Source organism: Mucilaginibacter sp. 320_HR (assembly GCF_059691875.1).
Genome location: NZ_JCAWAI010000002.1, coordinates 648,218 through 664,066, shown reverse-complemented (window position 1 = coordinate 664,066; position 15,849 = coordinate 648,218). Strand labels below are relative to the sequence as shown.

The window sequence follows — 15,849 nt, the reverse complement described above, 5'->3', positions numbered from 1 at the left end:
GATTTACAAACAAGATTTTTGAAATTTGAATTTAGTGATAACATTGTACTTAGACGGTTTGATCGGCTGTAGTACTCAATAACATGCTTTAACCAACCCTTTTATAATTACTTCCGTAACATTTCATGCTCGTTACCAATTTATTACCTGTCATAACTGAAAAATAAATTATATAACTTAATTTTAAGTTGTAAAACTGAAAAGTACGTTGTATATTTGGATATGGAAGAACTAACCAGGGGAGAAGAACGCGTAATGCAAGTGATATGGAAGTTGAAAAAGGCTTTTGTAAAAGACATTATAGATGCATTGCCTGAAGATCCTAAACCACCGTACAATACCATTTCATCAGTTGTGCGCTTACTCGAAAAGAAGGGGTATGTAAATTACAAGGCGTACGGAAAAACCTACGAATATTTTCCGGCCATCAGCAAAGCTGAGTACCGCAAGGCATCATTTAAAAAAATGTTCACGGGGTATTTTGACAGCTCGGTAGAAAGCCTGTTTTCCTTTATGGTTAAAGAGGAAAAGCTAAGTGAGGAGGACCTGAACAAGATCAAAGACATCATCAATAAAAACACAAAAGGATGAAAGCACTAATTTACCTTTTGCAGGTATCCGCCTGTACAGGCATATTTTACGCCTTCTATTTCCTGCTGCTACGCAGATATACGTTTTTTACTACAAACCGCTGTTATCTGATCGGTACATTGCTGCTCAGTTTTGCTATCCCCGCATTGCACCTTCCTGTAAATACCGCAGAACCACTACCTGTCTTAGAACCAATTTACTATGTGCGCAATATACAGGAGGAGCCAGCAATATCAGTCAGCACTACGTTAAACAGAGATGCTAAAATCACGTTTGACTGGCTGAGTGCTCTGCAGGGTTTTTATATAGCAATTGCAACTGCTTCGGGCGTTCGACTCGTGTTCACATTAAGTTTATTCTTTCGTCGTATCAGGGGCAAACAACTGATGCGATTAGGCACCGTTAAAGTGCTGAAAGGTGGTGCCAAGCTGGCGAACAGCTCTTTCCTGAACATAATTTTCGTGAATGATGAAGAGTTGCATCCTGACGAACTGAAACAAGTTATTGCCCATGAGATGCTACACATTAAACTTATGCATTCTGCCGACCGGCTAGTTGCGCGATTGGTTCAAATTATTCTTTGGTTTAACCCTTTTGCTTACTTCTACATACGTTCGATAGAAGAAAACCACGAGTTTGAAGTAGACCGCATAATTGCTGGTAGAGATGATAAAGGTGCTTATGCACAATTGCTTTTCAAACTTGCAGTATCCGGCAACAGCTCGCTCTTTCATAGCTTTAGCAAAGTCCCGCTAAAAAAACGCATCACTATGTTATTTAACAAACCAACAGCTAATATGAAAAAGATTATTTACGTGCTTATACTACCGGTAGTAGTAATAAGCTGTTTAGCCTTTGCTAACTTTAAACAAGTAAACGAAAAGTTGGGTAACAAGCCCAAACAAAGCGAGCCTGCAGCTGACACAACTAACGAAATCAACAAATATCGCCAGAGAATTCGCCGTAACGGAAAGGAGATTAAAGAAGAGCAGGAAAAAAATAGGAAAGCGGCACAGTTATTATTTAGCTCTCCGGAATTTAAACACAAGCAGGAGTTGATTAGTAAAATAAGCGGCAAAACGTTATCATACAAAGTAGTAGCTATTGTTGACACCAATTACAAGGCATTTCTCGGACATGTGAACGGATATATGCTGTTACACGAAGGCGATAGGTATCTGCTTTCACCAAGTCCGGGTAAATTCACTATTTCAGGCCTTTTAAACCCAGGCGATGAGGTGAAAATAGAACCAGGTTTGATATTTTTTGGCAAAGACCAGCCTGTCGTGATAAACCCGCTTTCAATAGAGAAAGACAATAAAGTAATTTATAACATTGGCAAAGAAGAGCGCGTGCTACCAAAGTATGCTTTCTTGTATGAAGCCAACGCTGTAAGGTTTACAGACGGCAAGCTTACTTCTGTACAAAAGTACCCTAACGGAAAATGGAAAAGCGCTATAGTAGTAGTGGATGGCGGCTTTAAAATAAGGCTTAACATTGAGCCTTCCGCGCCCACGTTTGAGGATATAAAAGAAGGCGACAATGTTCGTTTTCGTTTCGTTCATGAAGTGAAGACTGGTGCTCAGGAATACACGGTTAAAGACTGGGTATCTCTTAGTAACAACATCAAAAGCTACGGCACTAAAAATCCGGAATACTTCTCGCGGTTTTACGCTAAACTGTAACACTAATAAGCCCGGGCATTTACCCGGGCTTATATTACTGCTGAATTACAATCAGCTGGTGCATAATTAAGGCAGCAATTAAGATTAATGTTACTTTTGCTGCATGCCTGATCATCAATTATACATGCAGCGCTGCCTTGAACTTGCTGAACTTGGAGCTGGGTTTGTGAGCCCTAACCCGATGGTGGGTGCTGTAGTGGTGTGTGGCGATAAGGTGATTGGGGAAGGCTACCATAAGCAATATGGCGGACCACACGCCGAAGTAAACGCAATCAACCAGGTGGTTGAGAAGTACCCGGATGCGGTGGATCTGCTAAAAAGATCAACAATTTATGTTTCTCTTGAACCCTGCGCGCATTACGGCAAAACTCCGCCATGTGCAGATTTAATTATTAAACACCAAATACCAAATGTAGTTGTAGGCTGCCGCGACCCTTTCCCACAGGTAGATGGTAAGGGGATAGAAAAATTAAAGGCTGCAGGTGTTGATGTAACCGTTGGTGTGTTGGAACAGGAAAGCCGCCACCTTAATCGTCGTTTTTTCACCCGTGTACAAAAGCAACGCCCTTATATTATTTTAAAGTGGGCGCAAACAGCAGACGGTTTTTTTGCTCCCCGTGATGGCAGCCAGCATTGGATTACCGGACCTGAAAGCCGCAAGTTGGTACACCAATGGCGCGCCAAAGAAGATGCCATATTGGTTGGAAGAAACACTGCCTTAAATGACAATCCCCAGCTAAATGTACGATACGCGCAAGGCCGCAATCCAAAACGCGTGGTTATAGACCGCGAGCTTACACTGCCTAAGGACTTGCACCTGTTTGATCAATCGACAGAAACTTTGATATTTAATGAGCTGAAGACGGATATAGAGGGCAACATGAAGTATATCGCATTAGAGGACTTTAACCACTACCTGCCACAATATATGATGTTCCAACTCTGGATGCAGGATATTCAATCAGTAATTATAGAAGGTGGCGCGTATACATTAAATTCTTTCATTAAATATGGATTGTGGGATGAAGCGCGTATTTTTACCGGACCGGGTGTGTTGAACCAAGGCATACCTCCACCAGTTATAAGTGGCACCAATGGTGGTCACTATGCCATTGGTGCCGACCAATTACAATTGTTTTACAATAGCTAACAGGCTGATGTTATACGTTTTTTTAAGTGTTTGCTGTAGTGTGGTAGTTTCAATATTGCTGAAACTGTCCAGGCGCTACAGCATACACGTATTTCAGGCTATCACCTGGAACTACTCTATGGCTATTTTGCTCACGTGGTTCTTCTTTAGGCCTAAGTTGGAAGACCTTGATCTGAATGGCGCGCCGCTCCCTATATATATTGCCGTTGGCATTTTGCTACCGGTAATTTTTATGGTAATGGCTTCGTCTGTACGTGTAGCAGGTATTGTGCGTACAGATGTTGCACAACGCCTTTCGTTATTCATCCCGTTAGTAGCATCCTATTTTCTGTTTGGAGAAACGTTCACTCCGTTGAAAATAGTGGGTATAATTGTTGGGTTTGCTGCTATACTATGTTCAATCCCGTGGCAAAAACAAACTGCTAATCGCAAGGTCATCAGCAATGCTTGGATTTACCTGTTGATAGTGTTCCTGGGCTTTGGCGCTATAGATATTTTGTTTAAGCAAGTGGCGGGAGTAAAGGTGCTGCCATATACCACCTCTCTTTTCGTTATTTTTATACTAGCCTTTGTTATTGCGCTGGTTGCGTTATTGTACCAGGTAATCACTAATAAAGCACGCATTTCATGGCCGCACATGATGTTTGGGTGGATATTGGGTGTAGCCAATTTCGGCAATATCCTGTTTTACATCAAAGCTCATCAACAACTATCAACAAGCCCGTCAGCTGTTTTCTCTGCCATGAATATAGGTGTGATAACAGTAGCCGCACTTGTTGGTTTAATGGTATTTAAAGAACGCCTTAGTTTATTAAATAAGATAGGCATCGGTTTAGCGGTTTTCGCAATTATCATCATCACGATCTCTCAACATTAATGCTTTTCGAAGATACCTATAAAACCATCGCCCAACCGGCTGAAGGTATTTTTCGCGACCGGGGAAGTAAGTTCCTTTCGTTTGCTTATCCCATTACAAACGACGCTGAGGTAAAGCCGTTGGTAGCAAATCTAAAATCGCTTCATCCAAAGGCAAATCATCATTGCTGGGCAATAAGGCTGGGGATAGATCGCTCTGTATTCCGTGTGAACGATGACGGAGAACCTTCAGGCACTGCAGGCCGGCCAATACTAAATACTTTGCTTTCTAAAGACATCACCAATACACTGGTTGTCGTTGTGCGTTATTTTGGCGGAACACTACTGGGTGTACCGGGATTGATAAACGCGTACAAAGCGGCTACAGAGGCTGCTCTGGCAGAAGCTAGCGTGGTAGAGAAGACCGTTAATGATGTTTACACCGTTATGTTCGAGTACCCTCAAATGAATGACGTAATGCGGATTATAAAAGAAGAGCAACTATCAATTATCGAACAAACATCAGAACTAAATTGTAGCATAAAGTTTTCCGTCAGGAAAACGCAGGTAGAATCTGTTATGGCCAAACTCAACAAAGTAGAGAAAGCTAGGGTAACCTATAACTACAGCGGATAACGTCTTAAACGGCTTTTAAATACAGCCTTTTACCTGTCAGTCATTCAGTAAAAAACCGTAATTTGCCTGCATATGCAATCTTTTGAAATAGATAAATCGGACCTGCAGCGAATTAAAGTAGCGCTTGATGGCGATGATGCTGGTCTTGAGGAAGTTCTGAAAGAATATCATGCCTCGGAGATTGCGATACTGTTTGAAAAACTTTCGCAGGAAGGCCGCGAGCGCATCATCAACCTGTTACCGGCCGATATAGCATCTGAAGTCCTATCGGAGATGACGGAGGAGGCTCACCCCGAGGAACTTTTGCTGAATCTTGATCCCGAAAAGCGCTCAGAGATCGTTGAGGAACTGGACTATGATGATGCGACGGATATCATATCTCAATTAGAAGAGCATGAACAGCACGAGATACTAGCGGATATAGATCACGAGGATGCCACCAACATCCGTGCGCTGCTGAAGTACGACGAGGACACTGCAGGCGGCCTCATGAACTCGGAGATTATTAAGGTGAACATCAATCTTGATAAGAAGGATGCGCTGGAAGAGATCATCCGTCAGAGCGAGGAGATGGAAGAGTTCTATACCATTTACGTGGTAGATGATGCCGATATTCTGCAAGGCATCCTTTCGGTAAAGTCTATTATTAAGGCCCGGTCTGACGCGCGGGTAAGTGATCTCGTGATCAAAGACTTCGTATATGTAAAGGCTGACCTCGACCAGGAGGATGTTGCCGGACTGATATCGCAATATAACCTTACAGCTATCCCAGTGGTAGATGATAATATGAAATTGCTGGGCCGAATTACTGTAGATGACATCATCGATGTAATGGAGCAGGAGAGCACCGAGGATATCTTAAAGATATCAGGTGTAAGTGAGGACGAAGAACTCAGCGGTAATTGGCAGGAAGCGGTAAAAAGCCGCTTACCATGGCTGGTGATTAATCTTGCTACAGGTTTTCTCGCCGCCTCTATTATCCGCCATTTTGATGCAACCATAAAAGATTTGGCAATCATATCCGCTTACATGACTATAATAGCAGGAATGGGTGGCAACACGGCTACACAGGCACTTGCCGTAACGGTTCGCCGTATATCGCTCACAGACCTTAGCGACCGGCAAGCTTACAACACCGTATTAAAAGAGTTTTTGGTAGGATTGATTAACGGTGCAGCAAATGGATTGATTATTTTCGCAGTAGCTTATTTTTACGATGCTAACCTGGTACTGGGGTTGGTGCTGTTCCTGGCTATGACAGGAAACTTGATAGTAGCCGGAGTTACAGGCGCTTCTATTCCTCTGATTTTAAAGCGGGTAGGGGTTGATCCTGCTGTAGCATCGTCAATCATCATCACCACCTTTACAGATTGTATAGGATTTTTATTGCCCCTATGGCTGGCAAGTACGCTTTTATTACACAGGTAAACAAAACTTTTAAATAAATTTGGGCCGATAACACCAATGCTTATGACTGAAGTAAGATACAACTGGACAACCGAAGAAATCTCTGAAATATACCATTCACCACTGCTGGATCTCGTTTACCGCGCTGCTACCATACACCGCGAAAACAAGGATTATTCTGAAGTGCAGATTAGTTCCTTGATCTCTATCAAAACCGGCGGCTGCCCGGAAGATTGCGCATATTGCCCGCAGGCTGCGCGCTACAACACCGGTGTTGATGTGCATGCCATTATGCCCAAGGAAGAAGTTATTGCCGTTGCACAACGGGCCAAGAACGGCGGCGCAAGCAGGCTTTGTATGGGCGCAGCGTGGCGCGAAGTACGCGACAACCGCGACTTTGACAAAGTGCTGGACATGGTTAAGGCAGTAAACGAGTTGGACATGGAGGTATGCTGCACCCTGGGTATGCTTACCGAGCATCAGGCGCAGCGCTTAGCGGATGCTGGTCTATATGCCTATAACCACAACCTTGATACCTCTGAGGACGATTACAAACGCATTATTACAACCCGTACTTACGATGACCGCCTGAAAACATTGGAGAACGTGCGCAAAGCGAAGATATCTGTTTGCAGCGGGGGCATCATCGGGCTTGGCGAAACTGTTGAGGACCGTATATCTATGCTGAAGACGCTGTCTAACCTGCCCAAACATCCGGAGTCAGTTCCAATCAACGCGTTGGTGCCGGTTAAGGGTACACCGCTGGCAGATCAGCCGAGAGTTGCTATCTGGGATATGATAAGGATGATCGCTACAGCGCGCATTATTATGCCGAAGACGGTTGTTCGCCTTTCTGCAGGCCGTACTGAGATGAGCACACTGGAGCAGGCCTTCTGTTTTATGGCAGGTGCTAACTCAATTTTTGCAGGCGAAAAGCTACTTACTACGCCAAACCCGTCATTTGATGAGGATATGGCCATGTTTGAACTGCTGGGGCTTAGTCCGCGTAAGGCGTTCAAAAACGGCCGACCTAATGTTCCAAAAGAACTGAAGGAGATGAGCATCAACGAGGTAATTTAATACATCCTTACCTACAACTTGCTGTCCCGGGTGTCCCGCTTAGAAAGCGGGACACCCGGGACAGCCTTTTTACATAATTAGCTGGTTTATAGCTATATACATTTAAGAAGCGGGACACACCGGGACAGTACAAATACTTCAGCTATTTATATTCAAAGACCTTTACGTGTGACTGTTATGCGTAAATATGCGCTCCATCAATAACTTCCTTGAGACACCCTCCAGAAGCTGAAAGTGGGACACTTTCGTAAGGCACTTACACACCTTGTACAATACAAATTCCGCAAGATTATTCATTGCTTCACAATAAGGCACACCACACAAGTTTTAACATTTAAGTATCCCGACCAAGTCAATAATTGTTATAACACAAGCGCAACCGAATGCATCCGGCAACAACCTCTTACTTTGCTTACCACCGCCTTCCCCGTTTAAGACCTGCTTTTATTCTGATGAAAGCGCCGTTGCAGCTTTAACTGTATCAATACCGAACGGCTGTCTGTACATAAGCGTACAGTGATCTTGTCCAAAATAATTATAAGTTATTGTATAACAGCGCTTTGCTAATTTGGTATGTTATTGATACTTCAATGCCAAAATGAAATCAAGAAATTGCGAACAGTAAACAACCATTCATTTATCTCAAGCAACTAAAATGTTATCACTACAGCACATTTCTAAGTATTACCAGGTAGGCGGCAATAAGAACTACGTTATAAACGATATCAGCCTTGATGTTGATGAGGGCGAATTTGTATCTATTATGGGCCCGTCCGGTTCTGGCAAGTCAACCCTGCTCAACATCATCGGTATGCTGGACGAACCATCATCAGGCTATCACTATTTTGTAGAGCAGCCCGTTCATCAAATGAAAGAAAAGCAACGTGCCGCGTTGTACAAAAAATACATCGGCTTTGTTTTCCAGGCTTACCACCTTATTGATGAACTTACCGTTTACGAAAACATTGAGACACCGCTGATCTACCAGGACGTAAAAGGTTCGGAGCGTAAAGCGATGGTAGCTGATATGCTCGATCGTTTCCAGATAGTTGGGAAGAAGGACCTTTTTCCCTCGCAGCTTTCCGGCGGGCAGCAGCAGCTGGTGGGTATAGCCCGTGCACTTATTGCAAGCCCTAAGCTATTACTTGCAGATGAACCAACCGGTAACCTTAACTCCAAACAAGGGGAGGACATTATGGAGCTGTTTAGAAAATTGAATAAAGAAGACGGGGTTACTATCATCCAGGTAACTCATTCTGAAAAGAATGCAGAATATGGTTCGCGCATTATTAACCTGTTGGATGGAAGGGTAGAATCTTCAACAAAATTCTGAACTGATACACAAAATGCGATACGTTAAATACTTAATTGTTAGCCTTAATTTATTATCACCGGCACTTGCACACAGCCAATCTGCCGATACAACGCTGAGTTTACAGCAATGTATAGATATTGCCGTGAAGAACAACCTCGACGTAAAAAAGAGCGAGCTGGCGGTGCAAACTTCACAGGTAAACCTGAACCAGGCCCGCGAGAACATGCTGCCAACCCTCAACGGACAGGTAGACCACAGCATTAACAACGGCCGTGGTATCGACCCATCTACAAACACCTACGTTAAGCAGTCCTTTAAATCGGGCAATTACAACCTTGGTAGCGATCTTACCGTGTTCAGTGGATTGCAAAATCTGAATAACATAAAGCAAACATCGTTGGCTTACCAGGCCGGCAAAATGGATCTGCAACAGGCTAAAGACCAGGTAACCATTAATGTAATAACCGCATACCTGATGGTGCTGGACAATACCGAGCTTTTAGCGCAGGTGAAAAACCAGCTGGAAGTTTCCAGGCAGCAGGTTGCCCGTTTGCAAATATTGGAGAAGGAAGGCGCGAACAAGTTACCGTCTGACCTGTACGACCTGAAGGGTACTTATGCCGATAATCAGCTTTCGGTTGTAAATACAGCTACTACGCTAAAAACTTCCAAACTGAATTTATTGCAGATATTGAACATTCCTTACAAGGACAATATTACGTTGCAGCCCATAAATGCAGAAGAACTTGCCAAACAAACACCAAACTCTGCCGACCAGGTATATAACATTGCACTTAACCAGCTTGCTTATGTAAAGGCAGCAACGCTCAGGCGCCAAAGCGCTGAGAAAGGCGTAAGCGTGGCAAAGGGCAGCTTGCTACCAACCATTGGGTTGTTTGGCAATGTATCTACCAATTACTCAAGCGCAGCTACACTTAATAATCAAACTATTGCTTATTGGGACCAGTTCAAAAATAATTATGGTACCCAGTTTGGTGTCAGTTTGCGGATACCAATCCTTAACTATTTTCAAAACCGCAATAAGGTTGCTTTGGCTAAAATTCAGCTGCAAAACAATATCTATGTGGAGCAAACTACCAAAGTGCAGTTGAGGCAAGATGTAGAAAAGGCATATCTGAACATGACATCGGCATATGAGCGCTACCAGGCATCAGCACAGCAAGTAGAAGCTTATACCGAATCGTTCAGGACGGCAGAGATCAGGTTTAACGCTGGCGTGCTTACTTCAGTAGATTTTGTGGTGGCGAAGAACAACCTCGACAGGGCCAGGATCAACCTGATCAACTCCAGGTATGATGTGTACATTTATAACAAGATTTTAGATTACTACCAGGGTAAATTATCATTATAATAAAATTTGCATCATACTACAAGATTATATTACATTTATCGCAGAAATCCCACCGTATATCCGGCTAGCCATTATCAACGGCTAGCCGGATATTTCCATTTAAAGGCAAGCCTTAAACAAATGCTTCAAACCTTTGTTAAACACTAAAATTATATCACAAATGAAAAAATTATTACTTACAGCCTGTATCGTGTTCGGCGGTATTGTGGCTTCACAAGCTCAGATATTACCTAAAGTACAATTTGGTGTAAAGGCAGGTGCCAACTTAACCAGTTTATCATCAGGCAGCGGCTCGCTTAGCAGTGATAACCGTGCTGGTTATCTTGCAGGTTTTTGGGCGCGCTTTGGTGCTTTAGGTTTCAATTTTCAGCCGGAAATTTATATTACCAGCAAAAACGTAGATATCAATAACGGCAATTCAAGCACCACTACAAACAAGGCTAAGTTTACCAGTATAGATGTACCCTTGCTGTTTGGCGGCAAAGTAGGTGCATTTGGTTTGGGCGGCAGGTTCTACACAGGCCCGCTTTTGTCGTTTGCTATCAACCGTGATCAGAGCTTCGTTGGTGCTGCCGGAAACGCAATATCTCTGGACTACAAAGACTCTAACTTTGCCTGGACAGTAGGGGCAGGCTTAGATGTACAAAAAATATCTGTAGACCTTCGCTACGAGGCCGGTCTAACTAAACAAACTTACTTTGATGGCACAAGCGATTACAAAACGCGCGTAAGCTTATTTAACCTGAGCTTAGGTTACGCGTTCTAATAATACTTTTACCCTATAGAAAAGGCCTGCATTGTGCAGGCCTTTTTTGTTTACAAACTATGCGGAGCATTGCAGGAATATTCGTTAATAAAGTATTATAATCCTTATGGCAGCATCTGCTATATTTATCAAAAACTTTAGTAATGGCATTTCTCAAAACAGCTTTTTTATCCACTTGTGTGTTGGTGGCGTTAACATCTTTAAAACTGGCGGCGCAGGATGCTAACAGTGGTGCTGTGGCTATCCGGTTAAGCCAGGTCGGCTTTTATCCCGCTGCTCCCAAAGTAGCGGTTGTTACTGTAAGTACCGGCGCCGAATTCCAGCTTATAAAAGCAGGTGGTAAGGTGGTTTATACTGGCAAGTTAAAGCAATCATTAAAGCCGGGCTTTTCGGGTAAGTATACGGCTATCGCCGATTTCAGCAACTTTACCGCACCCGGCACTTACACCCTGGCCGTTAAAGGCGGGGCAACATCATACCCCTTTGCTGTAAGTAATTCAGTTAACAGCGGGGTAGCGACAGGTACATTAAAAGCTTTCTACTTTATGCGCGCATCAACTCGTTTGGACGAAAAGCATGCAGGCAAATGGCACCGGGCAGCAGGTCACCCGGACAATAAAGTGCTGGTGCATCCCTCAGCTGCTGATGCTAAACGACCCGCGGGCACTGTGGTATCATCTCCCGGAGGCTGGTATGATGCCGGCGACTACAACAAATATGTGGTAAACAGCGGTATATCTACAGCTACCTTACTTTCCTTGTACGAGGACTTTCCCGAATATATGAAGACTGTAAAGCTGAACATTCCTGAAAGCAACAACCAGTTGCCTGATGTGCTGGACGAGGTGCTTTGGAACCTACGCTGGATGCTTACCATGCAGGACCCTAACGATGGCGGCGTCTATCATAAACTCACTACAGCCAAGTTTGATAAAATGGAAATGCCGGATAAAGATACAGCTACCCGTTACGTTGTTCAAAAGAGTACGGCGGCCGCTTTGGACCTTGCCGCAGTTGCCGCACAGGCCTCACGCATATTTAAGGGTTTTGATAAAGAACTGCCAGGTTTTGCTGACTCCTGCCTGAAAGTTTCGGAATATGCTTACCAGTGGGCAGTTAAAAACCCTAATGTATTGTACGAACAGGATGCCATTAACAAGCAGTTTAAGCCTGCCGTTACCACCGGCACTTACGGCGACAGAAATGTAAGTGACGAGTTTTTGTGGGCCTCGGCCGAGTTGTACAAGGCGACCGGCAAGGACGGGTATTTTTCCAGGATAAACATGTCTAAAAGCGAAATGGTTGCTGTACCAACATGGTCTAATGTGAAGCTGCTGGGGTATTATGCGCTGGCAGACAGTAAAGAGTTAGACCCGGATCACCGCCTGATACTGGCAGATATAAAAGATAGGTTGATAAATTTTGCCGATATATTTGTAAGTGGCGCAGACAGCAATGCTTACCAAACAGTAATGACAAAATTTAAAGGGAACTTTAACTGGGGTAGCAACAGCAACGCGGCTAATCAGGGTATACTGCTTATAAAAGCATATAAGCTGACTCGCAACAAAAAGTACCTGGATTACGCCCTTGCCAACCTGGACTACCTACTGGGCAGGAACGGTAGCGGCTATTGCTATGTTACAGGCTTTGGCAGCAAACCAACTATGCACCCTCATCACCGGCCTTCGGTAGCTGATGGGGTAGTGGACCCGGTACCGGGATTGCTAGCAGGCGGGCCGAACCCTGGGATGCAGGATAAAATACAGGTACCTTCTACAGTTCCGGACGAAGCTTACATAGACGACGACCGCTCTTACGCAACGAACGAGATTGCAATAAACTGGAACGCACCAGTAGCTTACCTTGCAAATGCTATTGAGGCTTTGCAGAAAGAACTTAAGCCTTAAACAGAGGTAATTGCCGTAATAACAATGAATATAAAGAAACAGAAAGCTGTGGTAAGCATGTACATGATGAACACGCCCAGCATTTTACTAACAGTGCGCCAGCGGCTGCGGTTATAAACCACCCTCAACGAACGATAGATATACCACAGGATAACAAAGAAGGAGATGGTATTTGTAAGATCCGAAAACCACTTGTAAGGGATCACCAGCTGTAATACCAGAACAACTATCCAGAACAGAAAGATGAAACAGTGCAGGTGAATAGAGTAAATGATGTGCTCTACATAATATTTTTTGTTCTTCCAAAAGGCCATCTGCAATATCAGTGCAAATAGCGGAAGCAGCAGGAACATTACCTTGGGCACATTGTGCTTGTAGCTTTCTGCAAAGACCTCCGGCGCACTTTTGCCGAGCTTTTGCCAGTCAAAGCTCTTTTTGGTGATGTAACGTTCCAAGATGTTCTCTCTTTTACTTTCCGGCAATTTGCTCTGTTTAAGAAGGTACTCCTCGTAGGTTTTGCTCTCTTGATCATTGCCGAAAACAATGAAATTACCTTCATGCTCTTTTTTAGACTTAATTGTATCTTTCAAAGCAGTACCTGCCAAACCGGGCACGTAAGTATTTAGCTTCCCCTGTAATTCCCTTTTTTGAGCGGGAGTAAGATTCTTGTCTTTAGCAATATCCTGAGCTATGGTTTGTTGAAATTCGTTTGCGCCTTTTTGTTCTTTAGTTTCGGCTTTATCGTTTACCTTAATAAAATCATGCTTGCCACCTTTAAACAATACAACAAAGAACAGCAAACTGATGAAGATGTACATCTTCACCGGGTGCAGGTAGTGGGCCCGTTTGCCGGCCAGGTAATCAACAGTTAATTTACCCGGCTTTAAGAACAGTGGCTTAAGCGTACTGAAGAACTGATCGTCGAAGTGAAAGTAGTCGCTCACAGCATGCGTTACCATGTGGCCGAAGCTCTCCTTCATCTCCAGGTTTTCCTGTCCGCAGTTGTGACAGAACTTTCCCTCCAGTATAGTGCCGCAGTTAAGGCAATCGTTGGCGTGACGGTAATGCTTTTTCATCAGAGCCGTTAAGCGTGTTGTATTGCGTGCTTAAGCGCCGCATTATGTTTATACTTAAATACAAATGGGAATATTACGGCTATTACGAGCGCGTAGCCAGCGAAAGCCAGCCAGATGCCGTGCCAGTCCTTAGCTCCACTTGGCAGCAGGAAGAATCTGTCTATAACCCAGCCGCTGATGTTACTGCCCAGGAAAGCGCCAAAACCATTTACCATCATCATGAAAAGGCCCTGAGCACTGCCACGGATCTCCGGTGCAGCCTGCGTTTCCACGAATAACGACCCGGAAATATTAAAGAAATCAAACGCCATACCATAAACAATGCACGACAGGATGATCATCCATAAACCGTCGGCAGGATCGCCGAAGGCAAACAAACCAAAACGCAGTACCCAGGCCAGCATGCTGAACAGCATTACGTACTTGATGCCAAACCTCCGCAGGAAAAATGGTATGGCCAGGATAAACAGCGTCTCTGAGATCTGCGAAATAGACATGATAATGGCCGGGTATTTCACAGCGATGGTTTCCTTGTAAGCAGGTACGTTGTTAAAGTCGTGAATAAAAGTATCACCATAAGCATTGGTCAGCTGGAGGGCTGCGCCAAGCAACAACGAAAACGCAAAGAAAATGGCGAAACGTGAAGATTTAAACAAAGCGAAGGCATGCAAACCCAGCCTGCTTGAAAAGGATTTTTTCTCAGCCTGATTTAACAGCGGCGGGCATTTAGGCAGTGAGAAGGAATACAATCCCAAAGCTAACGCTATTGCCGCAGCAATATAGAATTGATTAGCTGAGGTTTCGTTGTGGGTTAAGCTTACTGTCCATAATGCTACAATAAAGCCTACTGTTCCCCAGGTACGGATAGGAGGGAAAGCTTTTACCACATCAATGCCCTCACCTTTAAGCGCCGAATACGATACTGTTATAGATAAGGAGAGCGTTGGCATATAGAACGCCATGTTGATGAGCATTACCCAAAAGAAGGTAGTAGGGTTGGTTACCATAGGCAGCACACACAGCGTCGCGGCACCAAGTATGTGCATAATGCCATAGAGCTTTTCGGCGTTGATGTACCTGTCTGCAAGTATGCCGGTGATGGTGGGCATGAAAATAGATGCAATTCCCATGGTAGAAAAGATAGCTCCAAATTGGGCACCGCTCCATTGCTTGTTTTGAAACCAGTACGCGCCAATAGTTAGCAGCCACGCCCCCCAGATAAAAAACTGCATAAAATTCATCACTATTAAGCGATACTTAATATTCATACTGCACCAGTTTAAACAAGATTATCAATGTTAAATTAAAAGGGGGAAAATAGCGAATTACCGCGAATTGGAAAACTCAAAACAGCACAATTCACGCTAAACCATAAAGATTGGTATTAACTTACAACCAGAGTTATCTCAGGATGCGCGACGTTTGTTTAGTTCATCGCGTATTTTCGCAGCCTTTTCGTAAGCCTCTTCAGAAAGGGCCTGCTGTAAACGGCTCTTCAATTCGTCGTCACTTAAGGAGTTGAATGACCCGGCAGGAGTGTTAGGTGTTTTTTCTTCTTTAGTTTCGTTTATGTTTTCGAGGTAAACAAAGTCATTGCCTTCTATAACGATACCTGCAGTGGAGAGAATAAACTCGTAGGTGTAAATAGGGCACTCGAATCGTACCGACACCGCTATGGCATCAGAGGTACGCGCGTCTATTTCAACCGTGCGTTTGCCATCAAAACAAACCAGCTTTGCATAAAAAATGCCGTCAACCAGGTTGTAAATGATAATCTCCTGCACAGATATATTGAATGCCTGCCCCAGGCTCTTGAACAAATCGTGGGTAAGCGGGCGACTAGGCGTCATTTTCTCTATCTCGATAGCAATTGCCTGAGCCTCAAAACTGCCAATTATGATAGGCAGCCTTCTGCGGCCGCTAACTTCACCTAAAACCAATGCATACGCGCCGGATTGCGTTTGGCTGTAGGACAGCCCAACAATATCCAGCTTAATCTTTTTCAT

At 44.0% G+C, this 15,849-nt stretch carries 14 protein-coding genes; 11 read left to right on the top strand and 3 right to left on the bottom strand.

The window, feature by feature from the left end; all coding sequences use genetic code 11:
* The first annotated feature begins 222 nt into the window (after positions 1–222).
* The 11 genes from AC59GT_RS08580 (at position 223) to AC59GT_RS08530 (ending at position 12,767) form a co-directional block, all read left to right on the top strand.
* A complete protein-coding gene (locus tag AC59GT_RS08580; protein WP_497237248.1) occupies positions 223–591 on the top strand; it encodes a BlaI/MecI/CopY family transcriptional regulator in 369 nt (122 codons plus the stop codon).
* Positions 588–2,276 (top strand): M56 family metallopeptidase, encoded by a 1,689-nt coding sequence (locus AC59GT_RS08575; RefSeq protein ID WP_497237247.1) that lies wholly within the window; start codon positions 588–590, stop codon positions 2,274–2,276. The genes AC59GT_RS08580 and AC59GT_RS08575 overlap by 4 nt, the downstream gene beginning before the upstream one ends.
* A 103-nt stretch (positions 2,277–2,379) precedes the next feature.
* Positions 2,380–3,426: a bifunctional diaminohydroxyphosphoribosylaminopyrimidine deaminase/5-amino-6-(5-phosphoribosylamino)uracil reductase RibD gene (ribD, locus tag AC59GT_RS08570; protein WP_497237246.1), complete on the top strand. Its 1,047-nt coding sequence runs from the start codon at positions 2,380–2,382 to the stop codon at positions 3,424–3,426.
* A gap of 7 nt (positions 3,427–3,433) precedes the next feature.
* Positions 3,434–4,303: an EamA family transporter gene (locus tag AC59GT_RS08565; RefSeq protein WP_497237245.1), complete on the top strand. Its 870-nt coding sequence runs from the start codon at positions 3,434–3,436 to the stop codon at positions 4,301–4,303.
* Positions 4,303–4,917, top strand: coding sequence for an IMPACT family protein (locus AC59GT_RS08560; protein ID WP_497237244.1), 615 nt, complete (start codon positions 4,303–4,305; stop codon positions 4,915–4,917). Before AC59GT_RS08565 ends, AC59GT_RS08560 begins: the two co-directional genes overlap by 1 nt.
* Positions 4,918–4,989: 72 nt before the next feature.
* Positions 4,990–6,345: a magnesium transporter gene (mgtE, locus tag AC59GT_RS08555; protein ID WP_497237243.1), complete on the top strand. Its 1,356-nt coding sequence runs from the start codon at positions 4,990–4,992 to the stop codon at positions 6,343–6,345.
* A gap of 42 nt (positions 6,346–6,387) precedes the next feature.
* Positions 6,388–7,404, top strand: a complete 1,017-nt coding sequence (gene bioB / locus AC59GT_RS08550) for a biotin synthase BioB (protein ID WP_497237242.1) — start codon at positions 6,388–6,390, stop codon at positions 7,402–7,404.
* A gap of 655 nt (positions 7,405–8,059) precedes the next feature.
* Entirely contained in the window at positions 8,060–8,737 is a 678-nt protein-coding gene (locus tag AC59GT_RS08545) for an ABC transporter ATP-binding protein (RefSeq protein WP_117381557.1), read from the top strand.
* 13 nt (positions 8,738–8,750) lie between these two features.
* Positions 8,751–10,091, top strand: a complete 1,341-nt coding sequence (locus AC59GT_RS08540; protein WP_497237241.1) for a TolC family protein — start codon at positions 8,751–8,753, stop codon at positions 10,089–10,091.
* 160 nt (positions 10,092–10,251) lie between these two features.
* Entirely contained in the window at positions 10,252–10,857 is a 606-nt protein-coding gene (locus tag AC59GT_RS08535) for a porin family protein (RefSeq protein ID WP_497237240.1), read from the top strand.
* A gap of 143 nt (positions 10,858–11,000) precedes the next feature.
* On the top strand, positions 11,001–12,767 hold the full coding sequence (locus AC59GT_RS08530; RefSeq protein ID WP_497237239.1) for a glycoside hydrolase family 9 protein: 1,767 nt from the start codon (positions 11,001–11,003) through the stop codon (positions 12,765–12,767).
* On the opposite strand, the gene AC59GT_RS08525 is transcribed toward AC59GT_RS08530, so the two are convergent.
* From AC59GT_RS08525 to AC59GT_RS08515, 3 genes are all read right to left on the bottom strand, one after another.
* Entirely contained in the window at positions 12,764–13,843 is a 1,080-nt protein-coding gene (locus AC59GT_RS08525; RefSeq protein WP_497237238.1) for a DUF3667 domain-containing protein, read from the bottom strand. The two genes, AC59GT_RS08530 and AC59GT_RS08525, sit on opposite strands and share 4 nt — an antisense overlap.
* 8 nt (positions 13,844–13,851) lie before the next feature.
* On the bottom strand, positions 13,852–15,111 hold the full coding sequence (locus AC59GT_RS08520) for a nucleoside permease (RefSeq protein ID WP_497237237.1): 1,260 nt from the start codon (positions 15,109–15,111) through the stop codon (positions 13,852–13,854).
* Positions 15,112–15,249: 138 nt separating this feature from the next.
* Positions 15,250–15,849: a bifunctional nuclease family protein gene (locus AC59GT_RS08515; protein ID WP_497237236.1), complete on the bottom strand. Its 600-nt coding sequence runs from the start codon at positions 15,847–15,849 to the stop codon at positions 15,250–15,252.

Excerpts from the sequence above, each read along its gene's own strand:
- AC59GT_RS08515 (WP_497237236.1), bottom strand. The coding sequence starts at position 15,849 with ATGAAAAAGATTAAGCTGGATATTGTTGGGCTGTCCTACAGCCAAACG.
- AC59GT_RS08540 (WP_497237241.1), top strand. The coding sequence starts at position 8,751 with ATGCGATACGTTAAATACTTAATTGTTAGCCTTAATTTATTATCACCG.
- bioB (WP_497237242.1), top strand. The coding sequence starts at position 6,388 with ATGACTGAAGTAAGATACAACTGGACAACCGAAGAAATCTCTGAAATA.
- mgtE (WP_497237243.1), top strand. The coding sequence starts at position 4,990 with ATGCAATCTTTTGAAATAGATAAATCGGACCTGCAGCGAATTAAAGTA.
- AC59GT_RS08545 (WP_117381557.1), top strand. The coding sequence starts at position 8,060 with ATGTTATCACTACAGCACATTTCTAAGTATTACCAGGTAGGCGGCAAT.
- AC59GT_RS08565 (WP_497237245.1), top strand. The coding sequence starts at position 3,434 with ATGTTATACGTTTTTTTAAGTGTTTGCTGTAGTGTGGTAGTTTCAATA.
- AC59GT_RS08535 (WP_497237240.1), top strand. The coding sequence starts at position 10,252 with ATGAAAAAATTATTACTTACAGCCTGTATCGTGTTCGGCGGTATTGTG.
- AC59GT_RS08530 (WP_497237239.1), top strand. The coding sequence starts at position 11,001 with ATGGCATTTCTCAAAACAGCTTTTTTATCCACTTGTGTGTTGGTGGCG.
- AC59GT_RS08575 (WP_497237247.1), top strand. The coding sequence starts at position 588 with ATGAAAGCACTAATTTACCTTTTGCAGGTATCCGCCTGTACAGGCATA.
- ribD (WP_497237246.1), top strand. The coding sequence starts at position 2,380 with ATGCCTGATCATCAATTATACATGCAGCGCTGCCTTGAACTTGCTGAA.
- AC59GT_RS08525 (WP_497237238.1), bottom strand. The coding sequence starts at position 13,843 with ATGAAAAAGCATTACCGTCACGCCAACGATTGCCTTAACTGCGGCACT.
- AC59GT_RS08520 (WP_497237237.1), bottom strand. The coding sequence starts at position 15,111 with ATGAATATTAAGTATCGCTTAATAGTGATGAATTTTATGCAGTTTTTT.
- AC59GT_RS08580 (WP_497237248.1), top strand. The coding sequence starts at position 223 with ATGGAAGAACTAACCAGGGGAGAAGAACGCGTAATGCAAGTGATATGG.
- AC59GT_RS08560 (WP_497237244.1), top strand. The coding sequence starts at position 4,303 with ATGCTTTTCGAAGATACCTATAAAACCATCGCCCAACCGGCTGAAGGT.